Source organism: Phenylobacterium sp., from assembly GCF_035475775.1.
Taxonomy (GTDB): Bacteria; Pseudomonadota; Alphaproteobacteria; order Caulobacterales; family Caulobacteraceae; genus Phenylobacterium.
The window spans coordinates 15,510-30,690 of sequence record NZ_DATIMC010000054.1; the positions used below are offsets into that span (position 1 = coordinate 15,510).

Annotated in this window: 13 protein-coding genes; 4 read left to right on the top strand and 9 right to left on the bottom strand. The window is 69.9% G+C overall.

Annotated elements, in window-relative coordinates:
• From glgA to VLI41_RS06695, 9 genes are all read right to left on the bottom strand, one after another.
• The gene (glgA, locus tag VLI41_RS06655) at positions 1-1,458 is read right to left on the bottom strand and encodes a glycogen synthase GlgA (RefSeq protein ID WP_325267282.1); all 1,458 of its coding nucleotides are present in this window, start codon (positions 1,456-1,458) and stop codon (positions 1-3) included.
• Positions 1,455-2,732, bottom strand: a complete 1,278-nt coding sequence (glgC, locus tag VLI41_RS06660) for a glucose-1-phosphate adenylyltransferase (RefSeq protein ID WP_325267283.1) — start codon at positions 2,730-2,732, stop codon at positions 1,455-1,457. The genes glgA and glgC overlap by 4 nt, the downstream gene beginning before the upstream one ends.
• 27 nt (positions 2,733-2,759) lie before the next feature.
• Positions 2,760-4,979, bottom strand: coding sequence for a 1,4-alpha-glucan branching protein GlgB (gene glgB, locus VLI41_RS06665; protein WP_325267284.1), 2,220 nt, complete (start codon positions 4,977-4,979; stop codon positions 2,760-2,762).
• Entirely contained in the window at positions 4,976-7,453 is a 2,478-nt protein-coding gene (locus VLI41_RS06670) for a glycogen/starch/alpha-glucan phosphorylase (protein ID WP_325267285.1), read from the bottom strand. Before VLI41_RS06670 ends, glgB begins: the two co-directional genes overlap by 4 nt.
• Positions 7,454-7,594: 141 nt before the next feature.
• On the bottom strand, positions 7,595-7,891 hold the full coding sequence (locus VLI41_RS06675) for a hypothetical protein (RefSeq protein ID WP_325267286.1): 297 nt from the start codon (positions 7,889-7,891) through the stop codon (positions 7,595-7,597).
• Positions 7,892-8,166: 275 nt separating this feature from the next.
• Entirely contained in the window at positions 8,167-8,406 is a 240-nt protein-coding gene (locus VLI41_RS06680; RefSeq protein WP_325267287.1) for a hypothetical protein, read from the bottom strand.
• A 114-nt stretch (positions 8,407-8,520) separates the two neighbouring features.
• Entirely contained in the window at positions 8,521-8,727 is a 207-nt protein-coding gene (locus tag VLI41_RS06685; RefSeq protein ID WP_325267288.1) for a hypothetical protein, read from the bottom strand.
• 142 nt (positions 8,728-8,869) lie between these two features.
• A complete protein-coding gene (locus VLI41_RS06690; protein WP_325267289.1) occupies positions 8,870-9,481 on the bottom strand; it encodes a DUF882 domain-containing protein in 612 nt (203 codons plus the stop codon).
• 82 nt (positions 9,482-9,563) lie between these two features.
• Positions 9,564-11,048, bottom strand: coding sequence for a L,D-transpeptidase family protein (locus tag VLI41_RS06695; RefSeq protein ID WP_325267290.1), 1,485 nt, complete (start codon positions 11,046-11,048; stop codon positions 9,564-9,566).
• A 121-nt stretch (positions 11,049-11,169) separates the two neighbouring features.
• Here VLI41_RS06695 and VLI41_RS06700 point away from each other — a divergent pair, with 121 nt between their 5' ends.
• The 4 genes from VLI41_RS06700 to VLI41_RS06715 form a co-directional block, all read left to right on the top strand.
• Positions 11,170-11,439, top strand: a complete 270-nt coding sequence (locus tag VLI41_RS06700; RefSeq protein ID WP_325267291.1) for a hypothetical protein — start codon at positions 11,170-11,172, stop codon at positions 11,437-11,439.
• Positions 11,440-11,609: 170 nt separating this feature from the next.
• Positions 11,610-12,914: a family 1 glycosylhydrolase gene (locus VLI41_RS06705; RefSeq protein ID WP_325267292.1), complete on the top strand. Its 1,305-nt coding sequence runs from the start codon at positions 11,610-11,612 to the stop codon at positions 12,912-12,914.
• A gap of 85 nt (positions 12,915-12,999) precedes the next feature.
• On the top strand, positions 13,000-13,719 hold the full coding sequence (locus tag VLI41_RS06710) for a gluconate 2-dehydrogenase subunit 3 family protein (protein ID WP_325267293.1): 720 nt from the start codon (positions 13,000-13,002) through the stop codon (positions 13,717-13,719).
• 9 nt (positions 13,720-13,728) lie between these two features.
• A partial coding sequence (locus VLI41_RS06715) for a GMC family oxidoreductase (RefSeq protein WP_325267294.1) occupies positions 13,729-15,181 on the top strand: 1,453 nt, incomplete at its 3' end.

The window sequence follows — 15,181 nt, forward strand, 5'->3', positions numbered from 1 at the left end:
CTAGCCTCCGCGCTCGCGGACGAGGCCGGCGAACAGCGCGGCGTAGGCCCGGGCGGGCTTGGCCCAGGAGACGTCGGTGGCCATGCCGGCGAGCTGCAGCTTCCGCCAGGTCCGCGGCTTGCGGTAGAGCCCGATGGTGCGCCGGAGCGCGATCTCCAGCGCGGCCGCCTCGACGGGGGCGAACTGCACGCCGGTGGCCGCGCCGGCCGAGAGCGCCATGGGCGTCGCGTCGATCACCGTGTCCACCAGTCCGCCGACCCGGGCGACCACCGGCACGGCGCCGTAGCGCAGCGCGCAGAGCTGGGTCAGCCCGCAGGGCTCGAAGCGCGAGGGCACGACGATGGCGTCGGCGCCCGCCTGGATCTGGTGGGCCAGGGCTTCGTCATAGGCGAACTCGCAAGCCACCCGTCCGGGGTGCCGCCGCGTGGCGGCGAGGAGACTCGCCTCCAGGCCGGCCTCGCCGGAGCCGAGCAGGGCGAGCTGGCCGCCCTCGGCCGCGAGCGCCGGGATCGCCTGCAGCAGCAGGTCGAGGCCCTTCTGCCAGGAGAGCCGGCTGATCACGCCGAACAAGGGCGCCTTCGCATCGGGGGCGAGGCCCAGGCGCTGCTGCAGGGCGAGCTTGTCGGCGGCGCGCGCCGGCAGGGCCTCGGCCGTGTAGCGCACCGCGATCAGCGGGTCGGCCGCCGGGTCCCAGACCCCGGTGTCGACCGCGTTGAGGATGCCGCAGAGCCGGTCGGCGCGGCCGCGCAGCAGCCCGTCCATGCCCATGCCGCCCTGCGGCGTGCAGATCTCGGTCGCATAGGTCGGCGAGACGGTGGTGATCCGGTCGGCCAGCCTGACCCCGGCCTTCAGGAAGCCGATCGCGCCATAGTATTCGACGCCGTCCGGCGTGAACGAGCCCGCCGGCAGGCCCAGCGCCGGCAGCAGGGCGCGGTCGAACTGGCCCTGGAACGCAAGGTTGTGGATCGTGCAGACGACGCCCGGCCGCGGGCCGCCGTCGTAGGTGAGGTAGGCCGCCGTCAGCCCCGTCTGCCAGTCGTGGATGTGCACGACGTCGGGGCGGTAGCGCGGGCTGAGCCCCTGGGCGAGGCTCGCGGCCATGCGCGAAAGGGCGGCGAAGCGGACCGCGTTGTCGGCGAAGTCGCGCCCGGCGGCGTCGGCGTAGGGGCCGCCGTCGCGGCGGTAGAGGTGCGGCGCGACCAGCACGAAGAGCTCGAGCCCGGCCGCCTTGGCCGCGACCAGCCTGGCGGGGCCGCCGAACCAGTCCGGCAGCTCGCGCACCGTGCGGCCTCCCTCGATCGCGGCCAGCACGGCGGGGTAGCCCGGGATCAGCGTGCGCACCCGCACGTCCAGCGGGCTGAGGGCCTTGGGCAGCGCGCCCGCGACGTCGGCCAGTCCGCCCGTCTTGACGAGCGGAAACAGTTCGGATGCGACCGCCAGGACCTCGATGCGGCTCACGCGTTGCTCAGCCGCTCGATCATCTTCTGGGTGATCAGGCAGACGCCGCCCTCCGAGCGCCGGAAGCGCCGGGCGTCCTCCTCCGGGTCCTCGCCGACCACCAGCCCCTCGGGGATCGCCACCCCGCGGTCGACGATCACGTTGCGCAGCCGCACCCGCCGGCCGATGGTGACGTCGGGCATGATCACGCCCAGCTCGACCTGGGAGTAGGAGTTGATCCTGACCCGGCTGAACAGCAGCGAGCGCCAGATCGTCGAGCCGGAAATGACGCAGCCGCCGGCCACCAGCGAGGAGGTGGCGCCGCCGCGGCGGCCCTGCTCGTCGTGCACGAACTTCGCCGGCGCGTTCATCTCGCTGTAGGTCCAGATCGGCCAGGAGTGGTCGTAGAGGTCGAGGTCGGGCACCACTTCGGTGAGGTCGACGTTGGCGGCGAAGTAGCTGTCGATGGTGCCCACGTCGCGCCAGTAGGGCGGCGCCTCGGGCGAAGGCCGGATCGCCGAGCGGCCGAACGGGTGGGCGACCGCCTTGGCCTCCTTCACCAGCCTGGGGATGATGTCGCGGCCGAAGTCGTGGGCCGAGGTCGGATCGGCGGCGTCTCGGGCCAGCACGTCCATCAAATAGCCGGTATCGAACACGTAGATGCCCATGCTGGCCAGCGCCAGGTCGGGGTGTCCGGGCATCGGCGGCGGATCGGCCGGCTTCTCCACGAAATCGAGGATCCGGTCGTGCTCGTCGACCGCCATCACGCCGAAGCCGGTCGCCTCCATGCGCGGCACCTCGAGGCAGCCCACGGTGACGTCGGCGCCCTGCTCGACGTGCTGCTGGAGCATGAGCTCGTAGTCCATCTTGTAGATGTGGTCGCCGGCCAGCACGACGATGAAGCGGGTGTCGTAGGCCGTGATGATATCGCAGTTCTGGAACACCGCGTCGGCCGTGCCCTGGTACCACTGGTCGGAGACCCGCTGGCTGGCCGGCAGGATGTCGAAGGTCTCGTTGCGCTCGGGGCGGAAGAAGTTCCAGCCGCGCTGCATGTGGCGGATCAGGCTGTGGGCGCGGTACTGCGTGGCGACCGCGATCCGCCGGATGCCGGAGTTCAGCGCGTTGGAGAGCGCGAAGTCGATGATCCGGAACTTGCCGCCGAAATAGACCGCGGGCTTGGCGCGCACGTCGGTCATCTCCAGCAGCCGCGAGCCGCGGCCGCCGGCCAGCACATAGGCCATCGCCTGGCGCGACAGCGTCGAGCTGACGGCGGGCGGGGCGGCGAGCTCGCTCATGGCGCGCCTCGCCCGCCGCCCGAATCCTCAGGCGTTCGGACCATCGGGCTCATACCGGAAATAGACGGTGGCGAGCGGCGGAAGCACGATCTCCGCGCTGGCGGGATAGCCGTGCGAGGGCGTCTCATGGGCGTGGGTCCCGCCGAGGTTGCCAAGGCCTGATCCGCCATAGACCCCGGCGTCGGAGTTGAACACCTCCCGCCACCAGCCGGCGTGCGGCAGGCCGATGCGGTAGGGCGAGCGCGGCTCCGGCGTGAAGTTGCAGACCACCGCCACCGGCGGATCGCCGGGCGCGCCGAAGCGCAGCCAGGCCACGACCGACTGGGCCTCGTCGTCGACCACGATCCAGCGGAAGCCCTCGGCCTCGCAGTCGCGGGCGTGCAGCGCCGGCGTCTCGCGATAGAGCCGGTTGAGGTCGCCCACCGCCCGCTGCAGGCCCTGGTGCGACGCATGTTGCAAGAGCTCCCAATCGAGCCCCTGGTTGAAGTTCCACTCCGCCCGCTGGCCGAACTCCTGGCCCATGAACATGAGCTTCTTGCCCGGATAGCCCCACATGAAGCCGTAGTAGGCCCGCGCATTGGCGAACTTGCGCCAGTCGTCGCCCGGCATGCGCGCGAGGATCGAGCCCTTGCCGTGCACCACCTCGTCGTGGCTGAGCGGCAGCACGAAGTTCTCCGAGAAGGCGTAGACCAGGCCGAAGGTGAGCTGGCGGTGGTGATGACGGCGATAGACCGGATCCTTGGAGACGTACGCCAGGGTGTCGTTCATCCAGCCCATGTTCCACTTGAAGCCGAAGCCCAGGCCGCCCTCGTCGACCGGCCGCGAAACGCCCGGCCAGGTGGTGGACTCCTCGGCGATCATCAGGGCCCCCGGGTGGGCGCCATGGACGACGGTGTTCAGGGCCTTGAGGAAGGCCTCGGCCTCGAGGTTCTCCCGGCCGCCGCGGACATTGGGGGCCCACTCGCCCGGCCGGCGCGAATAGTCGAGGTAGAGCATGGAGGCGACCGCATCGACGCGGAGGCCATCCACATGGAACACCTCCAGCCAGTAGAGCGCGTTGGCCAGGAGGAAGTTCATCACCTCGCGGCGGCCGAAATCGAAGATCGCGGTGTTCCAGTCCGGGTGGAATCCGCGCCGCGCATCGGCGTCCTCGTAGAGCGGCGTCCCGTCGAAGCGGTAGAGGCCGTGGGCGTCGGTCGGGAAGTGCGCCGCGGGCCAGTCGAGGATCACGCCGAGCCCGGCCCGGTGGGCGGCGTCGACGAAGCGGGCGAAGCCGTCCGGGTCGCCGAACCGGCGCGTCGGCGCATAGAGCCCGACCGGCTGGTAGCCCCAGGACGCGTCCAGCGGATGCTCCGCGACCGGCATCAGTTCCAGGTGGGTGAAGCCGAGCCCGGCGGCGTAGGGGATCAAGGATTCGGCAAGCTGGTCGTAGCTGAGGAACCCGCCGTCCGGAGTCCGCCGCCAGGAGCCGAGGTGGGCCTCGTAGATCGAGATCGGCCGGCTCCAGGCGCCAGGCGCCCGATGGGCTTCGAGATAGGCGGCGTCCGTCCAGGCGAGATCGTCGACCCTGGCGACGCGCGAGGCGGTGGCGGGCCGCAGCTCGGCCGAGGCGCCGAAGGGATCGGCCTTCAGCGGCAGCAGCTCGCCCTTCGGCCCGATGATCTCGTACTTGTAGCAGCAGCCTTCGCCGAGCTCGGGGACGAAGATCTCCCACACCCCGCTGTCGATACGCTTGCGCATCTGCGAACGCCGGCCGTCCCACTGGTTGAAGTCGCCGACCACGGAGACCCGCTGCGCGTGCGGCGCCCAGACCGCGAAATGGACGCCGGCGGCGCCCTCGTGCTTCAGGACATGCGCGCCCAGTCGCTCCCACAGCCGCCGGTGCTGGCCCTCCACCAGGAGGTGGTCGTCGAGCGGCCCCAGCACCGGACCGAACCGGTAGGGGTCGTCGAAGCTCCACTCGGCCGCGGCGTTGGCCGCGTGCAGCCGGTAGGGCGCCCGGCGCCCGCGCGGCGCAAAGCCCTCGAACAGGCCGAGGGGGTGGCGAAGCTGGAGCGCCGCCAGCGCGGAGCCGTCTGGCGCACGCGCCTCCAGCCGCTCGGCGCCCGGCGCGAAGGCGCGGATCGCAAGGCCGCCCTGCGCCTCATGCGGTCCCAGCACCGCGAAGGGGTCTGAGCATCGGCCCTCGACGATCGCCGCGACGTCGCCGTCCGACAGACGCCAGTCGGGGGCCGACGCCGCGCTCAAGTCTCGATCACCGGGATGTTCCAGATCTCCTCGGCGTATTCCCGGATCGACCGGTCGGAGGAGAAGAAGCCCATGTGCGCCGTGTTGAGGATCGCCGAGCGCCACCAGGCCTTGGGATCGCGCCAGCGGTCGGCGACCTCGCGCTGCGTGGCCGCGTAGGCTTCGAAATCGCCCAGCACCAGGAAGTGGTCGTGCAGCATCAGTCCGTCGAGCAGCTCCCTGTAAAGGCCCGGCGCACTCGGCGAGAACGCCCCTTCGCCCACCTGCGCCAGCACCTGCTGCAGGGCCGGCGAGCGGGCGACGATCTGCTCGGTCCCGAAACCTTCGCGGCGGCGCTGCTCCACCTCCTGCGCGGTCAGGCCGAAGATGAAGATGTTGTCGTCGCCGACCCGCTCCTTGATCTCCACATTGGCGCCGTCGAGGGTGCCGATGGTCAGCGCGCCGTTCAGCGCCAGCTTCATGTTGCCGGTGCCGGAGGCCTCCATGCCGGCGGTGGAGATCTGCTCGGAGAGGTCCGAGGCCGGGATCACCGCCTCGGCCAGCGAGACGTTGTAGTTGGGCAGGAAGACGACTTTCAGCAGGCCGCGCAGGGTGGGGTCGTCGTTGACCGTCTGCGCCACGTCGCTGATCAGCTTTATGACCAGCTTGGCGTTGTGATAGCTGGCCGCGGCCTTGCCGGCGAAGATCTTCACGCGCGGCGTCCAGTTGCGGGTCGGCTGGGCGCGCATGGCGTCGTAGAGCGCCACGGTCTCCAGGATGTTGAGCAGCTGGCGCTTGTACTCGTGGATGCGTTTGATCTGGGTGTCGAACACCGCGTCGGGATCGACCTTCACGTCCAGGTGGCGGTGGATGTAGCCCGCGAGCTTGACCTTGTGGGCGCGGCGGATGGCGCGGAAGCGATCCTGGACGGCGGCGTCGTCGGCGTACCTGGCGAAGTTGGCCAGCACGGAGGTGTCGTCGAGCACCTTCTCGCCCACCGTCTCGACCAGCAGCGCGGTGAGCCCCGGATTGGCCTCCATCAGCCAGCGCCGGAAGGTGATGCCGTTGGTCTTGTTGACGATGCGGTCCGGATAGACGCGGTTGAGCGCCGAGAACACCGTCTTGCGCATCAGTTCGGTGTGCAGCGCCGAGACCCCGTTGACCTTGTGCGAGCCCACGAAGCTCAGCCAGCCCATGCGCACCTGCCTGGGCCCGGATTCGTCGATCAGGGAGACGGCGCCGACCTCGCTCTCGGAGACCTTGCCGGCCGCCTTCAGCTCGTCCAGGTGACGCGCGTTGATCAGGTAGATGATCTGCATGTGCCGGGGCAGCATGCGTTCCATCAAGGGCACGGCCCAATGCTCCAGCGCCTCGGGCAACAGGGTGTGGTTGGTGTAGCTGAAGGTCCGGACGGTGATCGCCCAGGCCTCGTCCCAATCCATCGCGTGCACGTCGACCAGGAGCCGCATCAGCTCGGGGATGGCGATCGCCGGATGGGTGTCGTTGAGCTGGATGGCGACCTGCTCGTGCAGGTTGGCCAGCTCGCCGTGCTGGCGGATGTGCCGGTGCAGGATGTCCTGCAGGGCGGCGGAAGAGAAGAAGTACTCCTGGCGCAGCCGAAGCTCCTGGCCCTGCGGGCTGTCGTCGGCCGGGTAGAGCACCTGCGAGATGGTCGCCGCGCGCGATTGCGAAGCCAGCGCGCCCAGGTGGTCGCCGCGGTTGAAAGCATCGAGGCGCAGCGGATCGGGCGCGCGCGCCGACCACAGCCTGAGCGTGTTCACGTGCTTGCCGCGCCAGCCCACCATCGCCGTGTCGTAGGCCAGGGCCTCGACGGTTTCGGCCGGCAGCCAGTGCTGGCTCACCTTGCCCTCGGCGCCCTCCTTGGCCTCGACGGAGCCGCCGAAGCCGATGTGGTAGAGCACCTCCGGCCGCTCGAACTCCCAGGGATTGCCCGCAGCGAGCCAGGTCTCCGGCAGCTCCGACTGCCAGCCGTCCTTGATCTTCTGGCGGAACATGCCGTGATCGTAGCGGATGCCGTAGCCGTAGGCGGCGATGCCAAGCGTCGCCATGCTTTCCATGAAGCAGGCGGCCAGCCGCCCCAGGCCGCCGTTGCCCAGCGCCGCGTCGGGCTCGATGCCGCGCAGGCCCTCCAGGTCCACGCCGAGCTCGGCCAGCGCCTGGCGCATGGTCTCGACCAGGCCCAGCGCGTTGAGGCTGTCGTAGAGCAGCCGCCCGATCAGGAACTCGACCGAGAGGTAATAAACCCGCTTGCGCTTCTCGTTGTAGATGGCCCGCGTCGAGGGGAACCAGGCGTCGACGATCCGGTCGCGCACGGTGAGCGCGGTGGCCATGAACCAATCGTGCTCGCTGGCCACGATCGGGTCCTTGCCGATGGCGTAGGCGAGCTTGGCGACGACCGCGCGCCGCAGGGCCGCGACCTCCTGGTCCTCGGTCGGCAAGGCGATCCTGACCGCCACGTCCGGCGAAGCGCTCATCGGGTGAAGGTCTCGTGCAACGGAACGTCCGATCTCGCCGGGTCGCGCCGATTCCGCGCTCGCAGCGAATGGCGGCTCACCCTGCGTCCAGTGGCGGAGCGAAGGGCGCGGCGCAAGCCGGCAATATCGCTCAGCGGCGGCTCAATAGGCCACGGCCTCCGGGCGGGCCTCCTCGCGGCGCTCGTCGGCGCGGCCGAGCGCGTCCACCTGCAGCAGGATGTGGGAGAACCGCTCGGCGCCGGCATCCACGAGCCAGGCGAATTCCGCATCGCCCTTGTGGCGGCTGCGATGGATCCATGACTTGCCGTTGGGCGCCGATCCGTGCGGCACGTGATCGCTGATGCGCACCTCGTAAACCCGGGTGGTGGCGTAGCAGCGCCAGCTGAAGGCGCGTCCGTTGTATTCGTAGGATCCGCCGTAGGCCTGGAATGCGGACATTTGACTGTCTCCCGAGGGCCGATCGCCGAACTGAAGAGGCAGGGGAACTTGTCACCCCCCTCGCCCGTTGAAATCCTTCGCGCCGCGGTTGGTTCCGGTCGCGCGCGCGGCGGCGCCTATTTCGGCGCCGCAAGTCTGGTTGGCGTGCGTCGGAGCGCCTTGACCGAGGTCACAGCCCAGCGGTCGCCGAACGACAGAAGCGCCGAGTCTCGGGGCCGCAATGGGGGCCTTGTGCGGCCATTCTGGGGCGGGCGGCGCCAGCCTTGCGAATTCGTCTATTCGGCCGCGAACGCCAGGGCCTCGTGCGCCACCTTGCGGCAGCGCGTCAGCTCGGCCAGGTGGTCCTCGCCGGTCTGGACATTGCGCACCCAGGCCTTGTCGCCGTGCACGGCGATCACCGCATAGTGCGGATGGAAATTGGCGCCCATGCGTACGGTGTCGCCCGCGCGGATGTCCTCGTCGTGCGGCCGCTGGTGGTCGAGCTTGAAGACGTCGGAATAGGAGGGAAGCGGCATAGGCGTGAGCCTCGACTGGCCCCTACAGATGGGCTTCGCGGCGGGGCCGCGGAAGGGGCCTCCAGGCGGCCAGAAGGTCGCACGGGCGCCGCTGCGCCTCCCGTCGGCCGGCCCTTAGAGGCTGTGGCCGTTCAGCCAGTTCGTGACGTAGGCGTGGGCCTGGCGGGCCAGGGTGGGCGGACCCGAGAAGTAGAAGTCGCTGCCGAACAGGCGCTTGCGTTCGCGCCAGGCGAGCTCGCCCATGTCCTCGGTCTGCAGCAGCGCGCGCAGCCTGGCGCGCTTGGCCTTGGGCACGAAGGCGACGTAGGTGGCCTCGGACACGAAATCCCCCGAATAGAATCGACGCTATCCCTCGCCAGCTACAAAGGCAGAGCTGCGCTGTTCGCAGCAGATGGCGCGATGCCGCACGCGTTGCCGACGACGCTTCCGCCAGGCGCGCGAGCGCGGCGGGAGACGAGGTGTTCTAGACGCCCTGCCAGGTGCGCACGCGCGCCACGTCGACGTGGACGAAGTCGGAGACCGGATAGAAGCCGACGCCGCCGGCCTTCAGGCTCAGCGCCGCCTTGTGCAGATTGGCCAGCTCGATCCCCTGCACGCGGATATCGGAGGCCTTGCCGAGCATGTGCTGGCTGTGGCTCGCCACGCCTTCCGAGCGGGCGTGCAGCATGGCGTTGGTCTGCGGCGAGCGGTAGCCCGAGATGATCTGGAACGGCTGGGCCGTTCCCAGCCTGGCGTTCAGGTTGTGCAGCAGGTCGAACAGCTTCGGATCCATGAAGTGCTCTTCGCCGTTGCGCCAGTCGCGCAGCGCGTGCTGGGCGGCGGCCATCGCATCGGGCACATAGGCGCCTTCTTGCCAATAGACCTCGTCGAACATGTCGCCGGTGTGCAGGTTGTGCAGCGAGACGCGCCGGATGTCGGAAGCTTGCGCGGCCAGCGTTCGGGTCTGGTCGGTGTGCACGGCGGGCGCGGCCAGCGGCGAGCGCTTCAGGACGGCGCTGTCCAGCATCGAGGGGACCGCGACGGCGGCGGCGGCGGCGCCGAAACCGAACAGGACCTGACGTCGGGCTGCTTGCATGCGGACTCCCCGGCTTGCACGGCCGGACGGCCGCGACGCTCACAAAACTCGGGTCTTCACCTGAGAGCCGGGGCGGCGGAGATCAAGCGTGGCTGGACGGCGATGCGTCAAGCTGTCGCAACAGCTCCTGGTCCCAGCCGTAGATGTCGTCGCGGAACGAGACCTGATCGCCCTGCACGAAGGCGGTCCAGTAGAAGATCTCCACCGGCACGGGGTGCGGCAGGCTGACGTTGTGGGTGTCGGTGGACGAGAGCGCCTCGTCGACCTTCTCCGGCGGCCAGCCGAGCTCGCGGCCGAGCAGGAACTTCGCCAGGTCTATCGCCTGCTGCAGCCGCACGCAGCCGTGGCTCACCGAGCGCTGCGCCTGGTCGAAGGCCGCCTTGGCCGGGGTGTCGTGCAGGTAGATCGAATAGGGGTTGTCGAACAGGAATTTGACCCGGCCCAGCGCGTTGTCGGGCCCCGGCTGCTGCACCAGCCGGCCGCCCTCGGTCGTGAAGTGATGGGCGGCGAAGTAGCCCGGATTCGCCTGCTCCTTCGGATAGAGCTCGTCGTGGGCGATGGAGTCCGGCACGTTCCAGGTCGGATTGAGCACGACGGTGTGGATCGCCGAGGCGACGATCGGCGTCTCGTCGCCGGGCTTGCCGGCCGCGGCCAGCATGTGCATGGCCGGTTGGCCGTCCCACCACAGGTCGAAGGTCCCGGCGACGCTGTTCACCTCGACGCGGGTGGGCGAGGGATTGCGCGGCGCCCAGCGCCAGCGCTCCAGGTTGGCGCGGATCTGCGCCGCCCGGGCGATGGCGGGCACGTTGAGCGCCGCCAGCGTCTTGTCGTCCACCACCCCGGTGGGCTTCAGTCCGTGCCGGTCCTGGAAGCGGGCGACCGCCTGGGCCAGGGCGGCGTCGAAGGGCCGGGCGGCCCGGTCCTGGTCGCCGGCGGCCTGGGCGATGGCCGCGTCCTCGAAGGCCAGCCGCTGGCGCAGCGCCTGGACCCGCAGGTCGCGGCTGCCGAGGCGCATCGGCGGTCCGGCCGGCACCGGCTGCCAGCCGCCCTGCTGGGCGAGCTTCAGGTAGGTGAGGTAGCCCTGCCGCAGGACCTGGTAGCGGGGATCCGGCGGCGGCAGGGAGTCCAGCCAGGCCTGCAGCCGGTTCTGCGCCAGCGCCGCGTGGAATTCGTCGCGGGCATCGTACTTGGCCGGCCGCATGCCCCAGTTCGGGTCCATCTGCGACTTCGCGAGCCCCAGCCCGTGCTGGGCGCGGGCGTAGGCGATGATCTCGCCGCTCAGCCGCGCCTGCGCCGCCGCCCGCTTGCCGCCGTCGTCGGACTTCAGGTCCTCGGCCAGCCCGGCGGTGGGGAACCGGGCGGGCGAGAAGCCCTGGCTCGGCGCATCGGCGAGCGTCTTCAGGATCAGCTCCGTCTGGTCCTGCCTGAGCGGCGCCTCGGCCGTCGGCGCCGGCCCGCCCCGGCCACAGGCCGCCAGCGGCAGCGCCGCGGCGAGCGCAAGCACCCACAGCCAAAGCCCCGCCCGCGCGCCGGCGCAGTGCGCCCGGCCCGGTCGATCTAAGCGCATCCGATCCACTCTCGTAGTGTCACCTGGAATGACAACGCAGGCGGCCGAGGTTGGTTGTGACCACCCGAGGCGCTGCCGCGCGGTTTGCGCCGGGCCCGGAAACAGTGGATGGTGCCGCTCGATGGAACAGCGCTTCTCCGTGCGCGCCGACGGGCCCGGCTATTCGGTGTGGGACCGTGAGGCGGGCGAACCTGCGGTGATCGCCGGCATGACCCAGACGGGGCTGTCGCGGGACGACGCCGACCACACCGCCGCGCTGCTCAATTCGCGCAACGAAACCGCCGGCCGCGGCGCGGCCGAGCTCGCCGAGGCCGCCGACCGGGCGCGGGGCCGGCGGGGCGCATCGCTGCCCGCCCGCCGAAACTCCCGACCGGGCCGCTCCGGCGCCTGAGCTCCGCCGCCGGCGCGCCGCGACGGCTTGCATCGCCAGTCATATCGTAGCACGATGTTTGCGTTTCTCTTTGTCGGGCGTCGCCTGGGGCGGACGGGATCGATTTCCCGCCCGCCCCGGTTCTCTGCGGCCCGGGGGGCGAGGAGGCTGGACCGCAGCGAGCGCCCCGGATGTTCAATTTCGCCTTCGCCACCGGCATCGAGAACAGCGCCCCCACCATCGACGGCGGCAAGCGCCGCATGGACGAGCTGGAGAAGTGCGGCTTCTACAAGCACTGGAAGACCGACTTCGAGCTGGTGCAGGAGCTCGGGCTGAGGTTCCTGCGCTACGGGCCGCCGATCCACCGGACCTGGCTGGGCGAGGGCAAGTACGACTGGGGCTTCGCCGACGAGACCTTCGCCGCGCTCAAGGCGAAGAACATCCTGCCGATCGTCGACCTGTGCCACTTCGGCGTGCCCGACTGGGTCGGGAACTTCCAGAACCCGGACTTCCCGCGGCTGTTCCAGCGCTATGCGCGCGACTTCGCCCAGCGCTTCGACTGGGTGCAGCTCTACACGCCGGTCAACGAGATGTTCATCTGCGCGACCTTCTCCGCCCGCTGGGGCTGGTGGAACGAGCAGAAGACCGACGACCGCTCGTTCGTCACCGCGCTCAAGCACCTGGTGAAGGCCAATGTCTGCGCCATGGAAGCGATCCTCGACGTGCGCCCCGATGCGCTTTTCGTGCAGAGCGAGTCCTCGGAGTACTTCCACGCCGACAGCCCCGAGGCGATCGGGCTGGCCGAGCGGTTCAACGCCCAGCGGTTCCTCTCGCTGGATCTCAACTACGCCCACCAGGTCGACGCCCAGACCTACGTCTTCCTGATGGACAACGGCATGACGCCGGACGAGTACGGCTTCTTCATGAACCAGGCGCTGCGCCACCACTGCGTGATGGGCAACGATTACTACCGGACCAACGAGCACCGGGTCTGGGCGGACGGGACCACCACGGCGTCCGGCGAGGTGTTCGGCTACAACGAGATCACCCGCCAGTACCACAGCCGCTACGGGCTGCCGGTGATGCACACCGAGACCAACATCGAGGAGGGTCCGACCGGCCAGGAGGCGGTCTACTGGCTCTGGAAGGAGTGGGCCAACGTGCTGCGGATTCGCAACGCGGGCATACCGGTGCTGGGTTTCACCTGGTACTCGCTCACCGACCAGGTCGATTGGGACACCGCGCTGCGCGAGGACAACGGCCGGGTCAATCCGCTCGGGCTCTACGACCTCGACCGCAACCCGCGGAAGGTCGGCCAGGCCTACAAGAAGCTGATCTCCAACTGGAGCCGCGTGCTGGCGGTGCAGAGCGCCTGCCTGACGCTGCCGGTGTTCATGCCCGACCAGCAGGACGAGGACGTGGTCAAGGCCCAGGGCCAGACCGCGCGCATCTTGCGCCAGCCGAAGTCGGAGAGCTCGAACCGAGCGCAAGCCTGAGCGTTATCGGCCGCACGGGATCGTGAACGCGGGTCTGCGGAACAGATCGTGTGACGATCAATTCTGCGCCCATGGGACCGACGGGATGCCGAACCGCAAGCTCAGCCGAAGGCGCGTGATCGCGGCGGCCGCGGGGATTCCCCTCGCGCCTGCGGCGATCCGCGGTGAGACGCCCTGGCGCGAAGGCGCGGCCGATGCGCCGAGGCCCGCGTCGGGCGGCGGCTATGTCTTCTTCACCGGCGCGGAGGCCGCCTTCATCGAGGCGGTGGTGGCGCGCCTGATCCCCAAGGACGAGCTCGGCCCCGGCGCGCTGGAGGCCGGCGTCGCCATTTTCATCGATCGCCAGCTCGCCGGCGAGTTCGGCCGCGCCGAGCGCTGGTACATGCAGGGGCCCTGGGGAGCGGGGACCTCCACCCAGGGCTACCAGACCCGGCTCACCCCGGCCGCGGTCTACCGCGCCGCCATCCGCGCCATCGACGCCGCCGTGGGCCACGAGGGCAAGGCCGCAAGCTTCGCCAGGCTGGCCGTCGCCGACCAGGACGCCTTCCTGCACCGGCTGGAGAAGGGTCAGGTCCAGCTCTCGAGGGTCGACGGCGTCACCTTCTTCGACATGCTGCTGCAGAACACCATGGAGGGCTTCTGGTCCGACCCGATCTACGGCGGCAACCGCGACATGGTGGGCTGGAAACTGATCGGCTTCCCCGGCGCGCGCTACGACCAGACGCCGTTCGTCTCCCAGCACGGCAAGCCCTATCCCCTGCCGCCGGTCGGCCTAAAGGGCCGGCCGGCCTGGAACCGCAGCTAGGGACCGGCGATGGCGACGCGGCTGCCGAACGTCGATGTGCTGGTCGTGGGGTTCGGCTGGACGGGCGCGATCCTCGCCCAGGAGCTGACCGAGGCCGGCCTCAACGTGCTCGCGCTGGAGCGCGGGACCTGGCGCGACACCCCGATCGACTTTGCGCCCACCTTCGACCAGGACGAGCTGCGCTACTACTGGCGACACGAGCTGTGCGAGCCCCTGGCGCACGAGACGCTCACCATCCGCAACAACGCCGGCCAGACGGCGCTGCCGATGCGCCGGCTGGGCTCGTTCCTGCCGGGGATCAACGTGGGCGGCGCAGGCGTCCACTGGAACGGCCAGATCTGGCGCTTCCTGCCCTCCGACTTCGTCGCGCGAACCCACAACCTCGGCCGCTACGGCAAGGCCGCGGTCCCCGACGACATGACGATCCAGGACTGGGGCGTCACCTACCAGGAGCTGGAGCCGCACTACGACACCTTCGAATACATCTGCGGGGCCAGCGGCAAGGCGGGCAACCTGAAGGGCCAGATCCAGCCCGGCGGAAACCCGTTCGAGGGCCCCCGCTCGCGCGAGTACCCCAACCCGCCGCTGGCGATGACCTATCCGCCGACGCTGTTCGCCGAAGCCGCCGCCGGGCTCGGCCACAAGCCGTTCCCGCACCCCGCCGCCAACATGTCGCGGCCCTACACCAATCCGCTGGGGGTGCAGCTCGGAGCCTGCACCTACTGCGGCTTCTGCGAGAAGTTCGGCTGCGGCAACTATTCGAAGTCCAGCGCCCAGACGACCATCCTGCCGGTGCTGATGCGCAAGCCCAACTTCACGCTGAAGACCGAGTCCGAGGTGGTGAAGCTGAACCTGGATTCGACCGGCAAGCGCGTGGTCAGCGCCACCTACGTCGACGCCTCCGGCCAGGAGTTCGAGCAGCCGGCCGACCTCGTCGTGCTCTGCGCCTACATCCTGCACAACGTGCGGCTGCTGCTGCTCTCGGGCATCGGCAAGCCCTACGATCCGCAGACCGGGCAGGGGGTGATCGGCAAGAACTACGCCTACCAGATCGTCTCTTCGGTGAATGTCTTCTTCGACGACAAGATCCTCAATCCGTTCATCGGCGCCGGCGCCCACGGGATGATCCTCGACGAGTGGAACGGCGACAACTTCGACCACTCCGGCAAGGGCTTCATCGGCGGCGGCTATGTCGGGGTGGTGCAGACCGGCGCGCGGCCGATCGAGACCCATCCAACGCCCGAGGGCACGCCCAAGTGGGGCTCGGGCTTCAAGCGGGCGGTCGCCAAGTCCTACCTCCGGGCCATGTCGATCGCCACCCACGGCTCGGTGATGAGCCACCGCGGCAACTACCTCGACCTCGATCCGACCTACCGCGACGTCTACGGGCGGCCGCTGCTGCGGATGACCTTCGACTTCACCGACAACGAGCACCGGATGAGCGACTACATCACCGACCGCG

What these genes read in the sequence shown, in the direction of transcription:
- VLI41_RS06695 (WP_325267290.1), bottom strand. Translation starts at nt 11,048, where the DNA reads ATGCGCTTAGATCGACCGGGCCGGGCGCACTGCGCCGGCGCGCGGGCG.
- VLI41_RS06675 (WP_325267286.1), bottom strand. Translation starts at nt 7,891, where the DNA reads ATGTCCGCATTCCAGGCCTACGGCGGATCCTACGAATACAACGGACGC.
- VLI41_RS06705 (WP_325267292.1), top strand. Translation starts at nt 11,610, where the DNA reads ATGTTCAATTTCGCCTTCGCCACCGGCATCGAGAACAGCGCCCCCACC.
- VLI41_RS06700 (WP_325267291.1), top strand. Translation starts at nt 11,170, where the DNA reads ATGGAACAGCGCTTCTCCGTGCGCGCCGACGGGCCCGGCTATTCGGTG.
- VLI41_RS06710 (WP_325267293.1), top strand. Translation starts at nt 13,000, where the DNA reads ATGCCGAACCGCAAGCTCAGCCGAAGGCGCGTGATCGCGGCGGCCGCG.
- VLI41_RS06670 (WP_325267285.1), bottom strand. Translation starts at nt 7,453, where the DNA reads ATGAGCGCTTCGCCGGACGTGGCGGTCAGGATCGCCTTGCCGACCGAG.
- glgC (WP_325267283.1), bottom strand. Translation starts at nt 2,732, where the DNA reads ATGAGCGAGCTCGCCGCCCCGCCCGCCGTCAGCTCGACGCTGTCGCGC.
- VLI41_RS06690 (WP_325267289.1), bottom strand. Translation starts at nt 9,481, where the DNA reads ATGCAAGCAGCCCGACGTCAGGTCCTGTTCGGTTTCGGCGCCGCCGCC.
- VLI41_RS06680 (WP_325267287.1), bottom strand. Translation starts at nt 8,406, where the DNA reads ATGCCGCTTCCCTCCTATTCCGACGTCTTCAAGCTCGACCACCAGCGG.